Origin of the sequence: Psychrobacter cibarius, from assembly GCF_016107535.1 — a bacterium.
Lineage (GTDB): Bacteria > Pseudomonadota > Gammaproteobacteria > Pseudomonadales > Moraxellaceae > Psychrobacter > Psychrobacter cibarius.
Map to the genome: position 1 here is coordinate 164349 of NZ_JABASQ010000001.1, position 20813 is coordinate 185161.

The window sequence follows — 20813 nt, forward strand, 5'->3', positions numbered from 1 at the left end:
TTATTTTATCAGCATTTCTAAAATAAGGAGGAACTCTAACCAATTCAGCAATAAAGATATTAAAACAGAACGTTTTCTATCAAATTAGCTTACGGATGTCTTGCATTACCACTGTTGAACAGAGTATATTTAAACCACTTATTTATATCGATATTTTTTGCAAATCTGAATAATGGTTAATATAACCTGAAATATTTTTTATTTTGCATATTAGAAACACGATATAAACAATTGCTTTAAAGGGAATTAAAAGCACGCTCATTATATTTATAGGTCAAAAATGATTTTATAAATATATTGGCGACTATTTATCATTACATAGGATGTAATAATGCAAAAATCACTCTTCAAATTGACGATGTTGGCGACAGTTATTCTAGGCATCAGTGCCTGTAGCGGCGACAACAAAACCACCGATGAATCTGCTGCCAGCTCAGATGCTAAAGCAGCCAAAACCTTACTTTATTGCTCAGAAGGTAGTCCGGCTGGATTCGATCCCGCACAGTACACTGCAGGTACAGATTTTGATGCGAGCGCCTTTCCCATCTACAACGGCTTAGTGGAATTCAAAAGAGATGGTACTGAGATTCAGCCAGCCTTAGCCGAAAGCTGGGATATTAGTGAAGACGGCAAGACTTATACCTTTAACCTACGTAAAGGGGTTAAATATGGTAAGACCGATTACTTTACCCCAACCCGTGATTTCAACGCAGATGACATTGTCTTTACGCTAGAGCGTATCACCAATCCAGAGTTTGAATTTAATAAAGCCTATCCTGCTGAGTTCCCTTATTCGGTAGGTATGGGGCTACCTGATATTATCTCCAATATCGAAAAGGTTGATGACTCTACCGTCAAAATCACCCTCAGCGAAACCAATGCACCATTTTTACAGAACCTAGCGATGCCCTTCGCTTATATCGATTCTGCTGAGTATGCAGAAAAGTTAATGGCTTCTGGTAATGCTGCTGATATCAACACTAAACCCGTTGGTACAGGACCTTTCGTCTTTACTTCTTATCAAAAAGACGCGCAAATTCGTTATACCAAAAATCCAGACTACTGGAACAAAGACGATATTCATATCGATAATCTCGTGTTTGTTATCACCAAAGATTCGGCGGTTCGTGCGCAAAAAGTGCAAGCAGGCGAATGTCATGTGTCCGCTTATCCAAAACCTGCCGAAATTGACTCTGTCAAAAAATCTGGTAAGGCCACCGTTCTCGATCAACCTGGCTTTAACGTCGGTTATGTGGGCTATAACGTTGAAAAACCGAAGCTTAGCGACCTTAAAGTTCGCCAAGCATTAGATATGGCCATCAATAAAGACGCCATTATCAATGCGGTTTATCAAAGCGAAGGATTAAAAGCCACCAATCCTATGCCGCCCACACAATGGGGTTACGACAAATCTATCAAAGATGCGCCTTACGATGTAGAAAAGGCCAAGTCCCTTATCAAAGAAGCAGGCGCGGACAAACTTGCCATTAATCTATGGTATATGCCAGTGCAACGCCCATACAATCCTAATGCCAAACTCATGGCTGAAATGCTACAAGCAGATTGGGCGAAAATTGGTGTCGATACCAAGCTTGTGACCTATGAATGGGGCGAGTATCTAAACCGCGCTGCTAAAGGTGAGCCTGATGTCATTCTAGCGGGCTGGACTGGTGACAATGGGGATCCTGATAACTGGCTTGGTACGTTGCTATCTTGTGATGCGGTCGGTGGCAATAACTACTCACGCTGGTGTAATAAAGACTTTGACACTTTGGTGACTAACGCCCGTCAGATTACCAATCAAGATGAGCGCGTCAGCGACTATGTACAAGCTCAGCAGATATTCAAAGAGCAGCTGCCTTGGACGACAATGGCGCATTCGGTGGTCACGGTATTCACCGCACCAAACGTCGTCGATTATAAAATTAGTCCGCTTGGCTCAATACGCTTCGATGGTGTAAAGGTTGAATAACCTGAGCTGATGACGTCCGGTAAGACATGCATGCATGATTGTTTAATTTATATTCGGCTGGGTCAGACACTCTGCTCCAGCCGTATTTATATGAATTAAGCGCCTTATTAAGCATTTTTTAAGCATTTTGTCACCGACTCTCTCATCTCTGCCAACATTCTACTCATCGATCTCAAACGATTGAACCACAACTATTGAATTGAGCAGCCCATGCTACTTTACATTTTGCGTCGCATTGCCATTCTAATTCCTGTCTATCTTGGCTTAACGCTATCGACATTCACCTTAATTCGGCTCGTCCCTGGAGATGCTGTCGAGATTATGATGGGTGAGCGTATGGTCGATCCAGAGCTACATGCTCGAGCGTTAGAAAGACTTGGCTTAGACAAACCCCTCATTGTCCAATACTGGGATTACTTAACTGGAATATTGACTGGTGATTTTGGTCAATCCTTTCGTACTCGTACTCCAGTATTACAAGACTTCTTTGCTCATTTCGTACCAACCTTAGAGCTGGCTTTGTGTGCCATTGTCATTGCCAGTGTTGTCGGTGTGAGCTTAGGTATCTTTGCCGCGCTACGACGTGGTACATGGATTGACTACACTCTAATGTCAGGGGCGCTGGCTGGCTACTCTATGCCCATCTATTTATTGGGGCCTATCCTGACTGGTATATTCGCCCATTATCTCGGCCTGTTGCCCGTCGCTGGCGTCATATCTGTCGCGCAGTTTTTAGACGTCAAACCTTTATATGGATCATGGCTACTTGGCTCTTTAACATCAGGCGAACCTGGCGCATTTTGGGATGTGGTCAAACACTTTATCCTACCGTCTATTGCCTTATCGACCATACCACTCGCGATGATTGCACGGATGACACGCTCGGCGATGCTAGAGGTGTTAGATGAGGACTACGTGCGTACAGCGCGCGCCAAAGGCCTATCGCCGCGCCGCGTGATATTGGTACACGTCATGCGTAATGCCTTAATCACTGTGGTGACGGTGATTGGCTTACAGATGGCGACCTTGCTCGCGGGGGCTATTATCACTGAGACTATTTTTAGTTGGCCAGGTGTTGGTAATTGGCTGCTCGATGGGTTTTTCACTCGTGATTATCCTATCGTGCAAAACGGTATTTTATTGGTCGCCACTGCCCTGATTTTGGTTAGTTTATTTATTGATATTTTGTATGGTCTTATCAATCCGCGTATTCGACATACTTCTTAATTTAACATTGATAAATACTCATATTATAAATAGTGGTTATTGGTGTTTGTATGGTCTTGAGTAAGTTTTAGCACATTTTAAATGCTTGCTAAAAACGAGACTGGCATACTTTCAACGCGCTAGCCACTATAGGAACTGCTCATGAAGCCTTCTGTTCTTCCCTCTGATGTCAATCTTATGGCCGCCACACCGCCGTCATCTTGGCAGTTATTTTTATCGACGTTTTGCCGTAACAAAGGCGCGGTGCTTGGTTTTATTGTACTGGCATTGATGGTCATTATTGCCATCCTTGCGCCTGCCATTGCGCCCCATGACCCTTACGAGTTATTTACTGGTCAAGAGCAGTTGCCGCCTGCCTTTCTGGATGGCGGCAATACCATGTTTTGGCTGGGCACGGATGATGCTGGACGAGACACCTTGTCTCGGGTGATGTATGGCGCGCGTTATTCTCTATTTATCGGTCTGAGCGCGACGACTCTTGCCATGTTAGTCGGTGTTTCATTAGGACTTAGTGCTGCATTTTGGCCCAAGGTTTGGGGCAAAGCGGTCATGCTGGTCAATGATATTTTGATGTCTTACCCGAGCTTACTGTTGGCGATCATCATTGCCGCTATCTTAGGGCCTTCTATGACCAATACGATTATTACCATCGCTTTGGTCTGTACGCCACCTTTTATTCGTCTGACGCGCGCAACTGCGATGGTAGAGCTACAGCGTGAGTATTTTATCTCTTCACAAGTGATGGGCGCTGGTGTGCTTAGATTGTTATTTATCACCATTTTGCCCAACTGTATGGCACCGCTCATCGTGCAGGCGACGATGATTTTCTCCTCTGCTATTTTAGAAGCAGGTGCGATTGGTTTCTTAGGCTTTGGTGTACAGCCACCCGATGCAGAATGGGGCGCGATGCTCGGTACAGCACGTCAATATATTCAGAGTAATGTTTGGCTCGCTATTTGGCCCGGTGTCGCTATTTTCTTAGCCGCATTGTCAATTAACTTGACTGGTGATGGCCTACGCGATGCGCTAGATCCCAAATTAAAGCAGGTGACCTAAGATGACTGAACCATTAATTAAAACGCCTACCACTCACACTTCTATGAATGACGCATCAAAAAAAGAATCACCATTGCTGTTAGATATTGAAAATCTTTCAGTGACTTTCGGGCAAGGGGTGCGCGCTTTTCGTGCAGTCGATGATGTGTCGTTAAAGGTTACACAAGGTGAGGTCATCGCAGTCGTGGGTGAATCTGGCTCGGGTAAGTCAGTTACTATGATGGCACTAATGGGGCTACTACCACCCTCTGCAACTGTCCGTTCCAAGCGCGTTATGTTCGATGATAAAGACATGCTCAGTATGTCAGCCAAAGAAAAACGCGGCATCATTGGCAAAGATATCTCAATGATCTTTCAAAATGCCATGTCTTGCTTAAACCCAAGCTTCACGGTTGAGATGCAATTGGGTGAAGTATTACGTAAGCATCTAGGCTTGCGTGGCTCAGCCGTACAGGCGCGTATCCTAGAGCTGTTAGAGTTGGTCGAGATGCCCGATGCTAAAAACCGACTCAAGGTTTATCCGCATCAGCTATCAGGCGGTATGAGTCAACGAGTTATGATTGCGATGGCAATTGCTTGTGAGCCAAAGCTTCTGATCGCCGATGAACCTACCACCGCGCTCGATGTCACCGTGCAAGCGCAAATCATGGACTTGCTAAGCCGATTGCAACGCGAAAAACAAATGGCGATGGTGCTTATTACCCACGATTTGGGTTTGGTCGCGCAAAACTCGCGTGATGTCGCGGTCATGTATGCCGGACAAGTGGTCGAAAGCAGTACCGTGCCGGAGATTTTCCAAAAGCCTGCTCACCCTTATACTGAGGCGTTGCTGCAAGCCATCCCAGAGCTGGCTATCGGTCAAGATCGACTGAATAGTTTGCCGGGTGTGGTGCCAAGCCAGTATGACCGCCCAAGCGGTTGCTTACTCTCTCCTCGTTGTCCGTATAAAGAAGCCGCTTGTGAGGTTCCACCGCCCATTTTAGATACGCCCAATGGCAAAGTACGCTGTATTCACGCTGACCTACCAAGCTCACCTTCTCACCTATCTACCTCTCACGCTGCTATATTGGAGTCACAAGTATGAGTAATAAAGTGGTCCTAAAAGCAGACAATCTACACAAGCATTACCCTGTATCTCAAGGTTTGGGTAAAGCAAAAGCCTATGTTAAAGCGCTAAATGGCGTGTCGTTTGAGCTTGAGGCTGGCAAGACACTGGCCGTCGTCGGTGAATCAGGCTGCGGTAAATCTACCCTTGCCCGCCAGCTCACACTCATCGAAGAGCCTACTGATGGCGAGCTATTTATCAATGATGAAGCCACCACTGGCTATAGCAGAAAAGCGCTAAAAGAGCTGCGTACCGAAATCCAAATGGTGTTTCAAAACCCTTATGGCAGTCTCAACCCACGCCATACCATTGGCTATCAATTGACTGAACCACTGGATATCCATACCAAACTGTCTAAAGACGACAAGCGTGACAAAATCAACGAGATGATGAGAAATGTTGGCCTACGTCCTGAACATGCTGGCCGCTATCCACATATGTTTTCAGGGGGTCAGCGCCAACGTATTGCTCTCGCCCGCGCCATGATGCTCAATCCTAAAATTGTCGTCGCTGATGAGCCAACTTCCGCGCTCGATGTTTCCATTCAAGCGCAAGTTCTAAATCTATTCATGGACTTGCAGGACGAGTATCGTACTGCTTACGTTTTTATCTCGCATAACTTATCAGTCGTGCGTCATGTCGCTGATGATGTGATGGTGATGTATTTAGGTCAAGCGGTCGAACACGGCCCGAAAGAGGCAATCTATAATGCGCCAAAACACCCATATACCATCGCCCTATTGGCTGCTGCACCGACTGTGAATGGCCACAAGAACGATCTGACCCTACAAGGCGAGTTACCAAGTCCGCTTAATCCACCAAGTGGCTGCGCCCTGCACAAACGCTGTCCCTATGCCAAGTCGCAGTGCAGCGAAATAGAGCCACAACTGCGAGAGTGGGACGGTCGATTGGTGGCTTGTTTACGTTTAGAAGAAATATATGGATAAGCGCCATCTGATGTTTAGCGGTACATTAGCTTACACTGTGCTGCTAGCAATGACTGCTGCCCAAGCAAACGACTCTACTGGCTACATAGGTACAGGCGGTGTTGAATATCTTAAAAATAAAAATATCAGCATGCACAGTGAAGACTTATATATCTCCAAAGATAAAATCCGCGTCAATTATGAGTTTAAAAACTTAAGCAATAAGGATATTACCGAAACCGTTTTATTTCCTATGCCCGCTGTTCCTAGTTTTACAGGCTCAGATTTTGCTGATACTAGCGAAACTTATAATAATTTTAAACTTTGGGTCAATGGCAAACTCATTAATCCAGAACTACATGTTCGCACTTTTATGTACCCAATAGTCGTCAAAGACGGTGATAGAACCTATGCGAACACCTCTGTCGATACGACTGAAATATTCAAGTCCTGTGGTCTTAACGAGGCTGATATGATGGGGCCTTGGACATATCAAGTGGACACTGAATATGTCAATCAACAGCTTTTAGATTGTAATAACAAGGCATTAGATAAATTCATCTATGATAGAGAAAGTCTTGATATACCTTGGGATTCGCAGATGATTTATAGCTGGAAGCAAAAATTCAAAGCCAATGCGATGACCAAAATCAAGCATTCATATACACCGCTTGTGGGTGGCTCAGTTCATCTAGGTGAGGAACAATTCCCAGATTTTTGCGTGGATGCTTCAACCCAACGAGGGTTTCACAAGAATGGTGGTCGCCCCTATCATGCCTTGAGTTATATATTGACTACGGGGGCTAACTGGGCCAAACCTATTGCCAATTTCAAACTTACCGTAGAGCGCGATCCTGATGAATTAGTGTCGTTTTGCTGGGAAGGAAAGGGTAAGGTCAAAAAGGTAAGCGCGACGACGTTTGAGATTAAAGAGAGCAATTTTATTCCAACGCACGATTTTGATGTGGCTTTTATTATGAAATAGCGGTTAGTTTGTAGAGTATGCTCAGCGCATTGATAAAACACTTAATCTTTTAATAATCCGACTAAGTCCTATATCTTCTTCTAAAAATTACTCTATCTTTAGCTTTTATACGCATATATATGAAGCCAACAATTAGGGCAATAAAAAAAGCTGTATTAGCAAAAATTCCTATAGTGCTATCGACTATTATTGCTAAAACACCCGCTCCTATGAATAAGAAACAGTAAGCCTTTACCGAATATCCGTAGTGCACTTCTGCATGACAACCTCTGCATATCGAAGCACCTCTAGGCACTTCATCATTGTGACAGTGTGGACAAGTCAAATGCGGCATATTAAAAACTCTTATTAACAATTATCAAAGTTTATCTACCAATATCAATAATAAACATGTTTTAGAGTGGATACACTAGGCACGTACTATCGTCATTTCAACATAAAACCCATGTGTTCATAGTGATATGCGACTGGCATAAGTTTTCCTTGCTTGCCGCCACTTGTTGATGGTCTCACCTAGCAAACCTTTGAAAGTTGATTTTAGGGTCATCTCTTTCCTTAAACTAGAAAATACTTAATACTAGCAATCATACTTATGATACATTCTACTATAAACAATAGTCTATAAAGTAGTGATAAACCAATTATGTTTCCTTTAACCAAACCCACCGAAGAAGAAATTATTTTCAACTCAAAACTGGACACAATCTATCAACATGAATTTGAAGGAGGAAAGTTCTTTTCGATAATTTCTGAAGAACTCCTAGAAGATAGATCAATTCACTTGATTAAACTTATAGTCTAATCCAAATAAAACCGATACAACCCTATTAACAATTGCATTTAATGAAATAAACGATGACTTATTCAATAGACTATCGCAAACAGGTACTTTCTAGCATCACTGATGGTATGACCATACGAGAAGCTGCGCTATTTTATGGACTTAGCACCAGCACCATTCACAGCTGGCAGAAGAAATTAGCGCCTAAAACAACCAGAAATAAAGCACCGACTAAAATACCTGATGACGCATTGATTGAAGACGTAAAAAGATACCCAGATGATTATAACTATGAAAGAGCTCGTCGCTTGAACTGTAGTAAAACGGGCATCTTTAATGCTTTAAAGCGTCTTGGTATCAGTCAAAAAAAAGACCTTGGAACATCCAAAAGCGTGTCCGATAAAAAGAGCGATATTCCAGAGTAGGCTTGATCGCTTTACGCAGCAAGGCTATCCCATTGTCTATATGGATGAAAGCGGCTTTGAGGCTGAAACCATTCGTTCTCATGGCTATGCACCGATTGGTAAACCCTGTATCGATAGCTACAACTGGCAAGCAAAGAAGCGTACTAATGTCATCGGAGCTCTCTATGAAAAAATGCTATTTGCGCTTGATTACTTTGAACACAATATTAACAGCAGCATATTCTACCACTGGTGCAAATACACGCTAATCCCAAGTCTTAAAACTAAATGCGTGATTGTCATGGATAATGCTCGATTTCATAAGAGTAAGCGTATTCAAAAGCTACTTAATAGACATGGTCATCGTATTTTATGGCTGCCGCCGTACAGCCCTGATCTAAACCCTATCGAGAAAAAATGGGCACAGGCTAAGTTTCTACGCCAAGGATGGATGGAGAATAATCTACCTAAACTGTTTCATGATATGGGCTGTATCGATTTTATAAAGACTTAACTATACTTCAAGAACTCAGATAAAAGTCATATTTAGCAATAATAGCAGTGAAGCTCGAACACTGGAAATAGCAAAATTTGTTAGAGGAAAAGAAAAAGAGACTTTGCGTCTAAATAAGGTTTGTACTGCTCAACTTAAAGCCTTTCTATCTTTTCTAATCGATATTGATGTTAGTAGCTTTAATGAAAAACAAACAACTCTTTCTTCAAATCACGATAATGCAGAAATATTCAAAAATTTTATTGAAATAATGAAAAACGGAGAAGGTGAAGATATTTTGAAGCAAATATTAGCATCTGATAATATTACCTCTCACGATATCGTCAGTACTGGCTACAGAAAGACTCAGCTAGAAATATTTAGAATGTTACTAGATGAGGATTATATAAGTGAATATAAAAAAGATATTTTAAACAATCCTTCCACTCAAGACGAGAAGGCTTGGCAGGAATTTTTTACCTCAAACCAGTGGATATTCGGCTACGGGCTAGATTATAAATTTCAAAGCATACTTCAAAAAGAGTTTCACACTTCTAATACGGATGCTGCAGGTAAAGGTTCAGTTATAACAGACTTTTTGATTGGTGATAAAAGGTTTACTTCCTTTGTAGAGATCAAATTACCAAACACTGCGTTGTTCAGTGGTCGACAAAATCGTTCCGGCTGTTGGAAGCTATCTTCTGACTTACTTGACTCTTATTCTCAGATTCTTGAACAAAAAGCTTGTGGTGAGATTAAAATAGAACAAGAAGAGCTTTACGATGAGAATGAAGAGTTAATTACTCAACGTGCTTATGATTCTAAAACATTCTTAATAATTGGATCATTGAAGAGCTTAGAAGAAAGCAATTGTTCAGCTAAAGAGAAAAAGATAAAGTTTAAAACATTTGAGTTATTTCGTAGAGACTCAAGGAAAGTAGATATCATTACCTATGATGAGTTATATGAAAGAGCTAAATTTATCGTTGAACATACATCGTGATTTTTCTACTATAGAATATAACCCCCCCCCCAAGCTAATAAATCAGCTTGGGGGTTTCACGTTTTTCTAAAAGAATTTCTAAACCAAACTATTTACCGCTTCAACCACAGCGTCAGTGGTAATACCGAACTCTTCGTATAACTGATCTGCAGGAGCAGATTCGCCATAAGTCGTCATGCCGATGACTTTGCCATCTAGACCAACGAACTTATACCAATAATCTACATGCGCGGCTTCAACTGCTACGCGAGCACGGATATTGGCAGGCAACACGGCTTCACGATAGCTAGCATCTTGCTCTACGAAAATCTCAGCACATGGCATAGAGACCACACGGACGCCAACACCGTTTGCACTTAATGCTTCATACGCTTCCATCGCTAGGCCAACTTCTGAACCAGTAGCGATGATGATGGCCTGTAGCTCGCCTTGCTCTTTCGCCAGTACATAACCACCTTTGGTGATATTGGCTACTTGCTCGCTATCACGTGCTTGATGCGGCAAGCTTTGACGGCTAAAAATCAATGCTGACGGGTTGTTTTCAGACTTAATAGCTTCTACCCAAGCGCTTGCAGATTCAGTCGCATCACACGGACGCCATGTACGTAGATTTGGCGTGGTGCGTAGGCTAGTCAATTGCTCAACTGGCTGATGCGTTGGGCCATCTTCACCCAGACCGATAGAGTCATGCGTATAGACATGGATGACACGCTGCTTCATCAATGCGCCCATACGTACCGCGTTACGTGCGTATTCCATAAACATGAGGAACGTTGCTACGTAAGGGATAAAGCCGCCATGCAGTGCGATGCCATTGGCAATCGCGGTCATGCCGAACTCACGTACACCGTAATAAATGTAGTTACCGTCAGCATCTTTTTCGATACCCTTAGCGCCTTTGAATAGCGTCAAGTTCGAGCCAGCTAGATCTGCTGAGCCGCCTAGCAATTCTGGCAATAATGGCTGTAAGGTATTGATGGCATTTTGACTGGCTTTACGACTAGCAACATCGCCGCCCGCTTCTTGCGTTTGCTGAATATAGGCTTGTGCTTGGCTATCAAAGTTAGCAGGTAAATCACCATTTAAACGACGCAATAACTCAGATGCCAGCTCAGGATAGGCTTTCTTATAAGCGTCAAAGTCCGCATCCCAGTTCTTCTGTTGTACATCGCCTTTGGCTTTAGCATCCCACGCTTCATAGATTTCATCATCTAATTCAAATGGGGCATGTTTCCAAGATAACGCATCACGAGTCAAGGCGATTTCGTCATCACCTAGTGGCGCACCATGACTGGCTGCTAGACCTTGTTTGTTCGGGCTACCAGCACCAATCGTGGTTTTGCAAATCAGAAGACTTGGTTTAGCAGTCTCTTTAAGCGCTTGTTCAGTTGCCTGAGTAATAGCATCGGCATCATGACCATCTACTTTGATAACTTGCCAGCCATAAGACTCAAAACGCGCTTGCGTATCATCAGTGAACCAGCCTTCGACATTACCATCGATAGAGATACCGTTGTCATCATAGAAGAAGACCAGCTTACCAAGACCTAACGTGCCAGCCAGTGAGCACACTTCATGACTGATGCCTTCCATTAAGCAACCATCGCCTAAGAATGCGTAGGTGTTATGGTCAACGATGTTATGGCCGTCACGATTGAACTGCGCGGCTAAAGTTTTTTCTGCAATTGCAAAACCAACGGCATTGGCGATACCTTGACCTAGTGGACCAGTCGTGGTTTCGATACCTGGTGTATAACCAAGCTCAGGATGACCTGGGGTTTTTGAATGCAACTGACGGAAACCTTTCAGGTCATCAACGCTGACGTCATAGCCAGATAAATGCAGCAATGAGTAAATAAGCATCGAGCCATGACCGTTCGATAAGACAAAGCGGTCACGGTTGTGCCACTGTGGATCGGTTGGGTTGTGCTTCAGAAACTTGCGCCACAAAACTTCGGCAATATCGGCCATACCCATTGGCGCGCCTGGATGTCCAGAGTTGGCTTTTTGAACCGCATCAAACGACAGTACACGGATGGCATTGGCTAATTTACGTTCGCTAATTGGAGCTGGCATAGAGTGTCCTAGTATTGGGCTAAGAGGAGAGTTTACTCAAAGGAGTATAAGCATAAGGACGCCAAATGCGCCCCTAAGTTATAGACTATAAAATCAAAGTGCAATATTAACATATTTGCTATGAGGCTAGCCAAGAAATGGTATGACAGAATCGTTTGTGTTTAATAATTATTCATATCAGTTTTATCAAACTACCCTATATTAAAAAGCTGTGAGTCATCTTAGTAACTCACAGCTAGTATAAGCAATATAGCTATTAAACTGAAATAGTCTCAGCACCGCCCATAAACGGACGCAATACTTCTGGAATCGTGATGCTACCATCAGCATTTTGATGGTTTTCCATGACTGCCAATAGCGTACGACCAACGGCCAAACCTGAACCGTTCAAAGTATGAGCCAAGCTGGTTTGCTTGCCATCTTTGACACGAGTTCCCATACGGCGCGCTTGAAAATCACCGCAGTTAGAGCAGCTAGAGATTTCACGATACGTATCTTGGCTCGGTAACCACACTTCGATGTCATAAGTCTTTTGTGCCGCAAAGCCCATATCGCCCGTACATAACTGGACGGTGCGGTATGGCAGATTCAACTGCTGTAAGATATATTCGGCTTGTCCTGTCATCGCTTCTAGCAACGCATCAGACTGCTCAGCCGTAGTAATATTGACCATCTCAACTTTTTCAAACTGATGCTGACGGATTAGACCACGAGTATCACGACCATGAGAGCCCGCTTCACTACGGAAACAAGGCGTATGCGCGGTAAACTTAAGCGGTAATTCACTGATGTCCAAACGCTCGCCACGTACCAAATTGGTCATTGGCACTTCAGCAGTAGGAATGAGATAGAAGTCCATGTCTTCATTGTTTGTGTGATTTTTCAGCTTAAATAAATCATCTTCAAACTTAGGCAGCTGTCCTGTTCCTTTGAGACTGTCTGAATTCACAATATAAGGCACATAGGTCTCAAGATAGCCGTACTTCATCGTATGGGTATTGAGCATAAATTGAATCAACGCGCGATGCATTTGCGCCAACTGTCCTTTTAGTACATTAAAGCGGCTGCCAGTCAGCTTAGTCGCGGCTTCAAAGTCGAGCATACCAAGTGTCTCGCCAATATAAGTGTGATCTTGAATTTCAAAATCAAAAGTACGTGGCGTACCCCACTTTCGCACTTCTAAGTTATCCTCTTCTGACGTACCCACTGGCACATCGGCTGCTGGAATATTTGGAATTTGCATAGCAGCTTTGTTGATACGCTCTTGTAAAGTGCGCAGCTCGTCTTCGGCTGTTTTAATCTCACCGCTGACATTCTGCATCTCAGCCAATAGCGCACTGGCATCTTCGCCTGACTTTTTCAAAGCACCCACTTGCTTAGCACCCGCATTACGGCTCGACTGCAACTCTTCGGTTTTGATCTGCAAAGATTTACGTTCTGACTCAACCGTTTGCCAAAAATCTATGTCAAGTGCATAACCACGAGTGGCCAGTTGCTGTTGTAAATCGCTTAAATCGCCGCGTAAGAGTTTTGGATCAATCATAATAGTTGCCTGTAACGCTAGAAGTGAGGAAGAGGTTCGAAAGTGTTATTTTTAAAGATACTGTTTTTAAAGGTGCTGATTTTATCAAAATAAGTGATAGCCGCTATAATACCAAGACACAGCAGATTTGACCATGTTTTGACCTCTGCTGATTGAATTTTCATTTATTACTTTCATTATCCGTAGCCAGTTAGTTATATTTGCTTTAAATGCATCTCTCAAAGTTCAGCTCACCTCAATAAGCCTCGCCCATCCTTATTAAAACCATTAATATCACCTCTATCAACGAACAGAGCGGCTTATATGTTTCATTTAGAGGTACTTTTCGGTAAGATAAGCGCATACCTTTTATTCGACTTCTAGCCTAGTACGACGTAGCTGCTACGTTTTGTCGATTTAAACCCAACACTTTCAATACAAGTATTTGAGAAACCTTTATGGCCTTGTACCCCTATACGCTACAACCTGTCGCCTTAAACCTAACTGAGGCAGAATTTCACCGAGCACAATACGAGCTATTTGCCAGTGCCAGCCCTTCTTTCGGTTTAAAAAGTATCAAAATGAAAGAATGGATCATTATGGCGGTAACCGTGGTACTAGCGATCGCAGGGTTGGTTTTTGTGACAGGCTACTCAACCATTATCTTTTGGCTGATGCTAGTTTCAGTCGTCATTTATTTACTGGTTCGTACCCTTGGCTTTAAATGGTATGTCAAAAGAGAGTTTGACAAGCAAGTGGCCGATCAAGAAATGCCGGATGAGATGCGTCAGATGAAATTGGGCGTACAAAAGCATGGCCTCGTCATGGCGATGCCAGTGAATCAGCCTGACACATTTAATAACAACCAAATGCGCGGCATGCAAATGCGAGCAGGCACGACCCAGCAAGCCGTCATTCCATGGTCAGCTGTCAAAAGCTGGGATGAGACGGACGACTATATCTTTATGATGTTTGAGATGAAAGGTCAACAAGGCAGCCAAATTGTGCCAAAGCGCTTAGAAGCACAGAAGTTTCCGATCGATACGGTACGTCAGCATTTGCAAGAAGTTATCCCCGTTAAAGGCTTAAATCCTGAAAACTTACAGCCACCAGCATAAAATAGTAGAAGACTTCTTTATCGCTTATTATATGAGCGATAAAGAAATGATCAATAAAAAATAATTTTTACAAAACCAATCATAATTATAAATTTATTGAAATTAACTTATTGATGGTGCTCTGCTATTATGATAGTCATCAGAAGAAAGGTGGTAATTGCTCTAAATTACATGAATGTATAGTTATGATTTTAGTTTAAGCTGACGCCATTCTATATGGCAGTTTTATCATACTATTTTCTAAGATTGTTACTTTTTAAGGCTGAAAAGCGTTAATATATTAACGAGCATAGTAATGCAGCACACGAGTTGCTACACTTCTCATCTTCTTCATTTAATGTTTTATATCAACACTCAAACTATAAGGATAATATTATGAGTAACGCTACTAATCAAATCGGTCTAGAAAAAGCTGACATGAGCGAAGTCATTGCACAACTAAACAATTTATTATCAACTTATCACGTCTTTTATTTAAACGTCCGTGGCTATCACTGGAATGTAAAAGGCGAGCATTTTTTCACCTTGCATCCAAAATTTGAAGAACTGTATACCGTGCTACAATTACAAATTGATGAAATCGCTGAGCGTATCTTAACTTTGGGCGGCACACCGCTGCATGCTTATAGCGATTTTACTCAACATACTAGCATTCAAGAAGATAAAAACGTCAAAGATGGCAATGCTTGTGTGAAAGGTGTGGTAACTGGTTTACAAGCTTTGATTACAGAGCAGCGTAAAGTATCTGCTCTAGCAGCAGACAGCGAAGATCAAGGGACAGCTGACCTCGTAGATGCCTATGTACAAGAGCAAGAAAAGCTCATCTGGATGTATAACGCCTTTTTGGGTTAATCATTGCTAAAAAAACAGTACGTCACTAAAATCTAGATCATAAAAAAGCACCTACTTTAGGTGCTTTTTTTGTGCTTGCTGTTGCTAATGAAACCTTATTTCTGCATCCATTGACGCATTTTTTCGCGCTCGGCAGGCGTGGCTTGTAACCAAATTTGCATAAATTGATCTAAGGTATTAGCAGATGAATTAACGCTAGTGGTTTGCTTAGTAGTCGCTACCGTACCCGTATTCACACTTGGTTGATCTAATGCGGCAATCGCACGCTGATTCTGTAGCTCTGCATCATCTGCCCCGCCAAACACACCGCCGAACGCCTTGCCTAAACCTGACAACAATCCACCTTGATTACCAGCGATACCTTGCTGACTTGCAACCACAGTATTGTTTTTCTCTACTGCCAGTATCGGACGCTTGGCATATTCTTTAGCTGCTGCATACTCTTCTGGCTGATTCGGCATGGTCAGACGATAGGTTTGATTGTCCGCCAATTCTGCCGTCACGCTCACATTACCCGAACGTAAATAGTCATGCTCATCACGGCGCAAGTCATATAAGCGATCATACTTCGCAGTAATCGCATGTTGACCTGGCTGAAGCGTGAACTTTTTAGTCAATGGTTGAAAAGCGCTCTGCTGCACTTCTTGCCCATTGATAGCCGTTACTTTGATATGGTCATCAACCAGTAGCGTTACTTCAGCATGCGACAGCATAGAGACAGAGCCTGCACCAATAAGCAACGTGCTGATGGTCAGTTTTTTTAGCAAAGAAGCATTGGATTTCATAAGTGATTCCATTAATAGTGAAAACGTTTTGGCAATAGTAAAAGCGCTTTGGATAAAAGACTTTAGTTTTTAATGCTAAAAATCAAGTGGCATCGTATGTTGATCTTGTTCCGCTGAATCGTTATCTACCTGTGTCTCTTGCGCAATATCAGCAAGCTCTGCTGCTAGTGTCTGCTCATCAATGGTACGCAATGCGTCAGTGATGACTGCTTTGGATATATTGCTACGCCCAAGGTTCGAAAACATCGGCTGAATATAATTGAGTACTTCCATCATCGCACCGATACGATGCGGTCCTTCAGTAAGCAAATAATCAATAATTCGATCATCAAACTGCCAACCACGTCGACGTAAGATAGATTGTAATAACGCCTGACGGTCGGCTAAGTCATGACCATTGGGTACTTTAAACGTAGGTGCTTGTGCCAAACGAGTCAGCAAATCCCTTAACTGAAACGGCAAATCACCAGCAGGCTTATTGGCTGCAAACAACAATTGACGCTGACCTTCACGACTGCGGTTAATCAAATGAAATAAGGCTTCTTGCCATTGACTGCTTTGCTCCAGCACCTCTAAATCATCGATCGCGATTAGATCGAAGTTTTCTAGAGATGAGAGGACGTGCACATCGGTATGAATCAACTCATTGAGTGACAAACAAATCGCTGACTTGTCCATCTCAATAAATGACTCACAGATAGCAGATAATAAGTGCGACTTGCCCGTAGCAGGACTGCCAAATAGGTACAGCTGACCGATCAGGCCGACATGTAGTTGCCGCACTGCATCAATAATCGACATCCAACCAGGACCGGCGAAGTCACTTAGACTTGCATCATGCTTAATGTCCAGATTGAGACTTAGCTGTGCTTCTGCCATGAATCATCAACTCGTTTTGCGTAATGCAATAAATAAAAGGATAAATTATTAATAACTGTCTTTGAGATGCTCTTATACTACCTGATATAAACTTGCTGCGTTAGCATCTCGTTGTTTTAATCGAGAGTATATCTGAGAATCACCTAATCAAAAGTCATCTTGTTAACGACCAACTGGATAACGGCTGATACTGTCAATACTGCGCCTATATATAACATATTTGCAAAATGACTGACAAGTCTTTTACCTATTAAGCCTTATCCATCACTGTTTACCTCTCACACCATTTACTATTAATTTCCCATGACTCTATCAATTTAACGATAAAATACTTATCTCTTCTCGAATAAAGCCAATTGCTTACGACCTTTATAAAAATCTGTCGAACGATAGTAGATGTATAAATGGCGAAACAGTACATTAAGCACGGCAGAGACAGGCAAAGCAATTAGCATACCAACGAAACCCAATAAGCTTGCACCTGCCAATACGGCAAAAATCACCCACAGCGGCGATAGACCTATCTTATCACCCAATAGTAACGGCTGTAGAATATAACCTTCGGCGGCTTGCCCAACTAAAAATGCTCCGACGATCAACGACAAATACGTCCAATTTAGCCCAAACTGGAACAGGCAGGCGATAATGGCAGCGATAAAACCAATGCCAAAACCCAAATAAGGAACAAAGCTAGCAATACCGGCAACCATACCAATAATAAGCCCAAGCTCAAGCCCAATAAGCTGTAATTGTACTGCATAAATAGCACCCAATAATACCATTACCAATAGCTGGCCTTTGATAAATGCCATCAACGCAAGGTCACACTCTCGAGCAATTTGAATGACTTTTTCGCTATACGCAGCGGGAATCGCCAGCTTCCATGTCTGCAGACGCTGATCCCAATTGAACAAAAAATAAAAGGTAAGAATCGGCACCAGCACAATGAGTCCAGCATTATTGATAAAGTTCATGCTCGACACCAATATTTGGTTCATCATGGTACTGGCATCTTCAAACTTATAATTGGTCTGCATGTATTCAACCAATGTCTCAGAAAACCCTTTAGACTCCAACTCTGGCAGATTGATACGACTGTTGTTAACGAACCATTCACGTACGACTTCATTATACCAAGTTAAGACCTTAGGTAGGTACTCCCAAGCCGCTTGCAACTGATGCCACAAGGTCGGTATCAACCACCATAGCAGTAGCACCATTCCTAAAGTGATGGTGGAGTAGACAATGATAATCGCCACCCAGCGTTTGATATACTTCGATAAGCGTTTGACCAGCGGATTGAACAAGTAAGCCAATACGAAAGCAAAGACAAACGGTATAATGACTGGCATCATCAGATACAGTAACAATATACCCACCACCATCGCAACGACAATAAATAAGCGCCGAAAAAAAGGATCTATTGGTTGGTTCATCATGACAAGGAATCCTATGATAGGCTGATTTAAGATGGGAGCATAATTGAAAGAAATGATACGTTTTATCGTACAACAACGGCGTAATAGCGAACTGTTATCGACAATAAATTTAGCGTTCCATTATCGCAGAGTACAGCAAAAAATCCGTCATTTTTTGTTTCTTAACTTTTTATTTGCCACTTAAAGTCAGTCTTCGTGAAATATCCGCCAAATATCCGCAAGTTGCTTTGCGAGTAAGGGTCATTTTTGGGTATAATGCGCCCACTATATTCAGAATTAACACGACCAACTCGATTTTCTACTGACAGACCTTCATTCCCTATAAAATTTGTGAGATGACCATGAGTAACAAGCCTTCTTTAAGCTACAAAGATGCTGGTGTTGATATTGATGCTGGCGATGCGTTGGTACAACGTATTAAATCAGTGGCAAAAGCCACCTCTCGCCCTGAGGTTGTGGGCGGACTTGGCGGCTTTGGAGCGCTTTGTCGTATACCAACTGGTTACACCTCTCCTCTACTCGTGTCAGGCACTGACGGCGTCGGTACTAAGCTCAAGCTGGCATTACAGCTGAATCGTCATGACACTATCGGCATTGATTTAGTCGCCATGTGCGTCAACGATTTATTGGTGTGCGGTGCAGAACCATTATTTTTCTTAGACTATTATGCAACTGGCAAGCTTGATATTGATGTAGCAGCGACTGTGGTCACTGGTATTGGTGAAGGCTGTAAGCTATCAAACTGTGCTCTGATCGGCGGCGAAACCGCTGAGATGCCAGGTATGTATCAAGACGACGATTATGACTTGGCAGGCTTTTGTGTCGGTGTGGTTGAAGAAGCGGAAGTCATCACTGGCGAAAACGTCGCGGAAGGCGATGTATTGATCGCTCTTGCTTCAAGTGGTGCACACTCAAACGGTTATTCATTGGTACGTAAAGTCATCGAAGTCAGCGGCATTGATGTGACGAGCAGTGATGAGCAATTAGACGGTCAGCCTATCCAAGACGCGTTAATGGCCCCTACTCGCATCTATGTTAAAGCGATTAAAGCGCTACAAGATACTCTTGGTAGCTCAGCGCTGCATGCAATGTCACATATCACTGGTGGCGGCTTAACCGATAATTTACCACGTGTATTACCAGAGAATTTAGCTGCTAGTATTGATACGACTAGCTGGAAGTTCTCAGAGCTATTCACTTGGTTACAAACCCAAGGAAATATCGAGCAAAGTGAGATGTACCGCACCTTTAACTGCGGCGTCGGTTTCGTCATTATCGTGCCTAAAGATAAAGCAGATGCGGCCATTAGCACTTTAAATGAGGCTGGTGAAAAAGCTTGGCAATTAGGCGAAATGGTGAAGCGTGAAGCGGACGCAGTGGTGTACCGTTAATGTTAGACAGTCAAAAGAAAATTGATAATAACCCTTTACGGATTGCTGTACTGGTCTCTGGTAGTGGTAGCAACTTGCAAGTACTGATAGATGCGATGCAAGCTGGCGCACTGCCAATTGAGATTGTTGGCGTCATTAGCAACCGCGAGGATGCTTATGCCGTCACCCGTGCAAAAGACGCTAACATTCCAGTGGCAGTATTGTCACATGTTGCTAGCGGCAAACGCATGGGAATCAAGACTTTTGAGAGTCATGCCAGCGAGCAATTAAGCGCATGGCAGCCAGATCTCATTGTGTTAGCTGGTTTTATGCGTGTCTTGAGTGCAGATTTTATCGATAATGCACCAGCGACGATGATTAATCTGCATCCCTCTTTGCTACCTATCTATAAAGGCCTTGATACCCATCAACGTGCGATACAAGCAGGTGAGCGACATCATGGCTGTAGTATTCATGTCGTCACCGCTGAGCTGGACGCGGGTACTGTTTTGACCCAAGCGCTGTTAGAGATACATCAAAAAGACACTGCCGATAGCTTGCAAGCACGCGTGCAAAAGCTTGAGCATCAATTGCTCCCTTGGACGATTTTATTATTGGCCAAAGGCGCACTCTCGCTAGACCATGCTCAAGCATCCAATCAACAAAGTATGTCTTTACCAACGCTACCGTTAAAACTATATTTGAACGACTGAGTAAATAGCGACAATCACAAATTATCAGGCACCAACTATCAAACTTAAACTCTTCGCATAAAAAAGCCCAGTCACTCAATGAATGACTGGGCTTTCTAATAGCTACC

Annotated in this window: 18 protein-coding genes; 13 read left to right on the plus strand and 5 right to left on the minus strand. The window is 42.9% G+C overall.

Annotated elements, in window-relative coordinates; all coding sequences use genetic code 11:
- Positions 1–331 precede the first annotated feature (331 nt).
- The 9 genes from JFC08_RS00730 (at position 332) to JFC08_RS00765 (ending at position 9952) form a co-directional block, all read left to right on the plus strand.
- A complete protein-coding gene (locus tag JFC08_RS00730) occupies positions 332–1972 on the plus strand; it encodes an ABC transporter substrate-binding protein (protein ID WP_198329334.1) in 1641 nt (546 codons plus the stop codon).
- 210 nt (positions 1973–2182) lie between these two features.
- Positions 2183–3199, plus strand: a complete 1017-nt coding sequence (locus tag JFC08_RS00735) for an ABC transporter permease (protein WP_045453107.1) — start codon at positions 2183–2185, stop codon at positions 3197–3199.
- A 141-nt stretch (positions 3200–3340) separates the two neighbouring features.
- Positions 3341–4255: an ABC transporter permease gene (locus JFC08_RS00740; RefSeq protein WP_198329335.1), complete on the plus strand. Its 915-nt coding sequence runs from the start codon at positions 3341–3343 to the stop codon at positions 4253–4255.
- 1 nt (position 4256) lies between these two features.
- A complete protein-coding gene (locus tag JFC08_RS00745; RefSeq protein WP_244656484.1) occupies positions 4257–5339 on the plus strand; it encodes an ABC transporter ATP-binding protein in 1083 nt (360 codons plus the stop codon).
- A complete protein-coding gene (locus JFC08_RS00750; protein ID WP_198329336.1) occupies positions 5336–6307 on the plus strand; it encodes a peptide ABC transporter ATP-binding protein in 972 nt (323 codons plus the stop codon). Before JFC08_RS00745 ends, JFC08_RS00750 begins: the two co-directional genes overlap by 4 nt.
- Positions 6300–7271: a DUF4424 family protein gene (locus JFC08_RS00755; RefSeq protein ID WP_198329337.1), complete on the plus strand. Its 972-nt coding sequence runs from the start codon at positions 6300–6302 to the stop codon at positions 7269–7271. The genes JFC08_RS00750 and JFC08_RS00755 overlap by 8 nt, the downstream gene beginning before the upstream one ends.
- A gap of 855 nt (positions 7272–8126) precedes the next feature.
- Complete coding sequence (locus JFC08_RS13685) at positions 8127–8477, plus strand: IS630 transposase-related protein (protein ID WP_101204408.1); 351 nt, start codon at positions 8127–8129, stop codon at positions 8475–8477.
- Positions 8428–8970, plus strand: coding sequence for an IS630 family transposase (locus tag JFC08_RS13690; protein ID WP_420825196.1), 543 nt, complete (start codon positions 8428–8430; stop codon positions 8968–8970). Before JFC08_RS13685 ends, JFC08_RS13690 begins: the two co-directional genes overlap by 50 nt.
- Before the next feature lie 103 nt (positions 8971–9073).
- The gene (locus JFC08_RS00765) at positions 9074–9952 is read left to right on the plus strand and encodes a Shedu immune nuclease family protein (RefSeq protein ID WP_198329338.1); all 879 of its coding nucleotides are present in this window, start codon (positions 9074–9076) and stop codon (positions 9950–9952) included.
- A gap of 78 nt (positions 9953–10030) precedes the next feature.
- Here the strand turns inward: JFC08_RS00765 and tkt are convergent, their stop codons facing one another.
- A complete protein-coding gene (gene tkt, locus JFC08_RS00770; protein WP_198329339.1) occupies positions 10031–12028 on the minus strand; it encodes a transketolase in 1998 nt (665 codons plus the stop codon).
- Positions 12029–12284: 256 nt separating this feature from the next.
- Positions 12285–13571 carry a serine--tRNA ligase gene (gene serS, locus JFC08_RS00775; protein WP_198329340.1) on the minus strand — a complete coding sequence of 429 codons (1287 nt, stop codon included), beginning with the start codon at positions 13569–13571 and terminating at the stop codon, positions 12285–12287.
- Between the two features lie 437 nt (positions 13572–14008).
- Between serS and JFC08_RS00780 the strand changes: the two genes are divergently transcribed.
- Positions 14009–14668, plus strand: a complete 660-nt coding sequence (locus tag JFC08_RS00780; RefSeq protein ID WP_198329341.1) for a YcxB family protein — start codon at positions 14009–14011, stop codon at positions 14666–14668.
- A 375-nt stretch (positions 14669–15043) separates the two neighbouring features.
- Positions 15044–15520, plus strand: coding sequence for a Dps family protein (locus tag JFC08_RS00785; protein WP_198329342.1), 477 nt, complete (start codon positions 15044–15046; stop codon positions 15518–15520).
- A gap of 95 nt (positions 15521–15615) precedes the next feature.
- On the opposite strand, the gene JFC08_RS00790 is transcribed toward JFC08_RS00785, so the two are convergent.
- From JFC08_RS00790 to JFC08_RS00800, 3 genes are all read right to left on the minus strand, one after another.
- A complete protein-coding gene (locus tag JFC08_RS00790; protein ID WP_087814453.1) occupies positions 15616–16305 on the minus strand; it encodes a DUF2057 family protein in 690 nt (229 codons plus the stop codon).
- 75 nt (positions 16306–16380) lie between these two features.
- Positions 16381–17184, minus strand: a complete 804-nt coding sequence (gene hda / locus JFC08_RS00795) for a DnaA regulatory inactivator Hda (protein ID WP_060491634.1) — start codon at positions 17182–17184, stop codon at positions 16381–16383.
- 332 nt (positions 17185–17516) lie between these two features.
- Positions 17517–18623, minus strand: coding sequence for an AI-2E family transporter (locus tag JFC08_RS00800; RefSeq protein WP_060491635.1), 1107 nt, complete (start codon positions 18621–18623; stop codon positions 17517–17519).
- A 341-nt stretch (positions 18624–18964) separates the two neighbouring features.
- Between JFC08_RS00800 and purM the strand changes: the two genes are divergently transcribed.
- Positions 18965–20014 carry a phosphoribosylformylglycinamidine cyclo-ligase gene (gene purM, locus JFC08_RS00805; protein ID WP_198329343.1) on the plus strand — a complete coding sequence of 350 codons (1050 nt, stop codon included), beginning with the start codon at positions 18965–18967 and terminating at the stop codon, positions 20012–20014.
- Positions 20014–20706 (plus strand): phosphoribosylglycinamide formyltransferase, encoded by a 693-nt coding sequence (purN, locus tag JFC08_RS00810; protein ID WP_198329344.1) that lies wholly within the window; start codon positions 20014–20016, stop codon positions 20704–20706. Before purM ends, purN begins: the two co-directional genes overlap by 1 nt.
- The last annotated feature ends 107 nt before the right edge of the window (positions 20707–20813 follow it).

Coding starts and splice junctions, on each gene's coding strand:
- JFC08_RS00730 (WP_198329334.1), top strand. CDS start 332: ATGCAAAAATCACTCTTCAAATTGACGATGTTGGCGACAGTTATTCTA.
- JFC08_RS00735 (WP_045453107.1), top strand. CDS start 2,183: ATGCTACTTTACATTTTGCGTCGCATTGCCATTCTAATTCCTGTCTAT.
- JFC08_RS00740 (WP_198329335.1), top strand. CDS start 3,341: ATGAAGCCTTCTGTTCTTCCCTCTGATGTCAATCTTATGGCCGCCACA.
- JFC08_RS00745 (WP_244656484.1), top strand. CDS start 4,257: ATGACTGAACCATTAATTAAAACGCCTACCACTCACACTTCTATGAAT.
- JFC08_RS00750 (WP_198329336.1), top strand. CDS start 5,336: ATGAGTAATAAAGTGGTCCTAAAAGCAGACAATCTACACAAGCATTAC.
- JFC08_RS00755 (WP_198329337.1), top strand. CDS start 6,300: ATGGATAAGCGCCATCTGATGTTTAGCGGTACATTAGCTTACACTGTG.
- JFC08_RS13685 (WP_101204408.1), top strand. CDS start 8,127: ATGACTTATTCAATAGACTATCGCAAACAGGTACTTTCTAGCATCACT.
- tkt (WP_198329339.1), bottom strand. CDS start 12,028: ATGCCAGCTCCAATTAGCGAACGTAAATTAGCCAATGCCATCCGTGTA.
- serS (WP_198329340.1), bottom strand. CDS start 13,571: ATGATTGATCCAAAACTCTTACGCGGCGATTTAAGCGATTTACAACAG.
- JFC08_RS00780 (WP_198329341.1), top strand. CDS start 14,009: ATGGCCTTGTACCCCTATACGCTACAACCTGTCGCCTTAAACCTAACT.
- JFC08_RS00785 (WP_198329342.1), top strand. CDS start 15,044: ATGAGTAACGCTACTAATCAAATCGGTCTAGAAAAAGCTGACATGAGC.
- JFC08_RS00790 (WP_087814453.1), bottom strand. CDS start 16,305: ATGAAATCCAATGCTTCTTTGCTAAAAAAACTGACCATCAGCACGTTG.
- hda (WP_060491634.1), bottom strand. CDS start 17,184: ATGGCAGAAGCACAGCTAAGTCTCAATCTGGACATTAAGCATGATGCA.
- JFC08_RS00800 (WP_060491635.1), bottom strand. CDS start 18,623: ATGATGAACCAACCAATAGATCCTTTTTTTCGGCGCTTATTTATTGTC.
- purM (WP_198329343.1), top strand. CDS start 18,965: ATGAGTAACAAGCCTTCTTTAAGCTACAAAGATGCTGGTGTTGATATT.
- purN (WP_198329344.1), top strand. CDS start 20,014: ATGTTAGACAGTCAAAAGAAAATTGATAATAACCCTTTACGGATTGCT.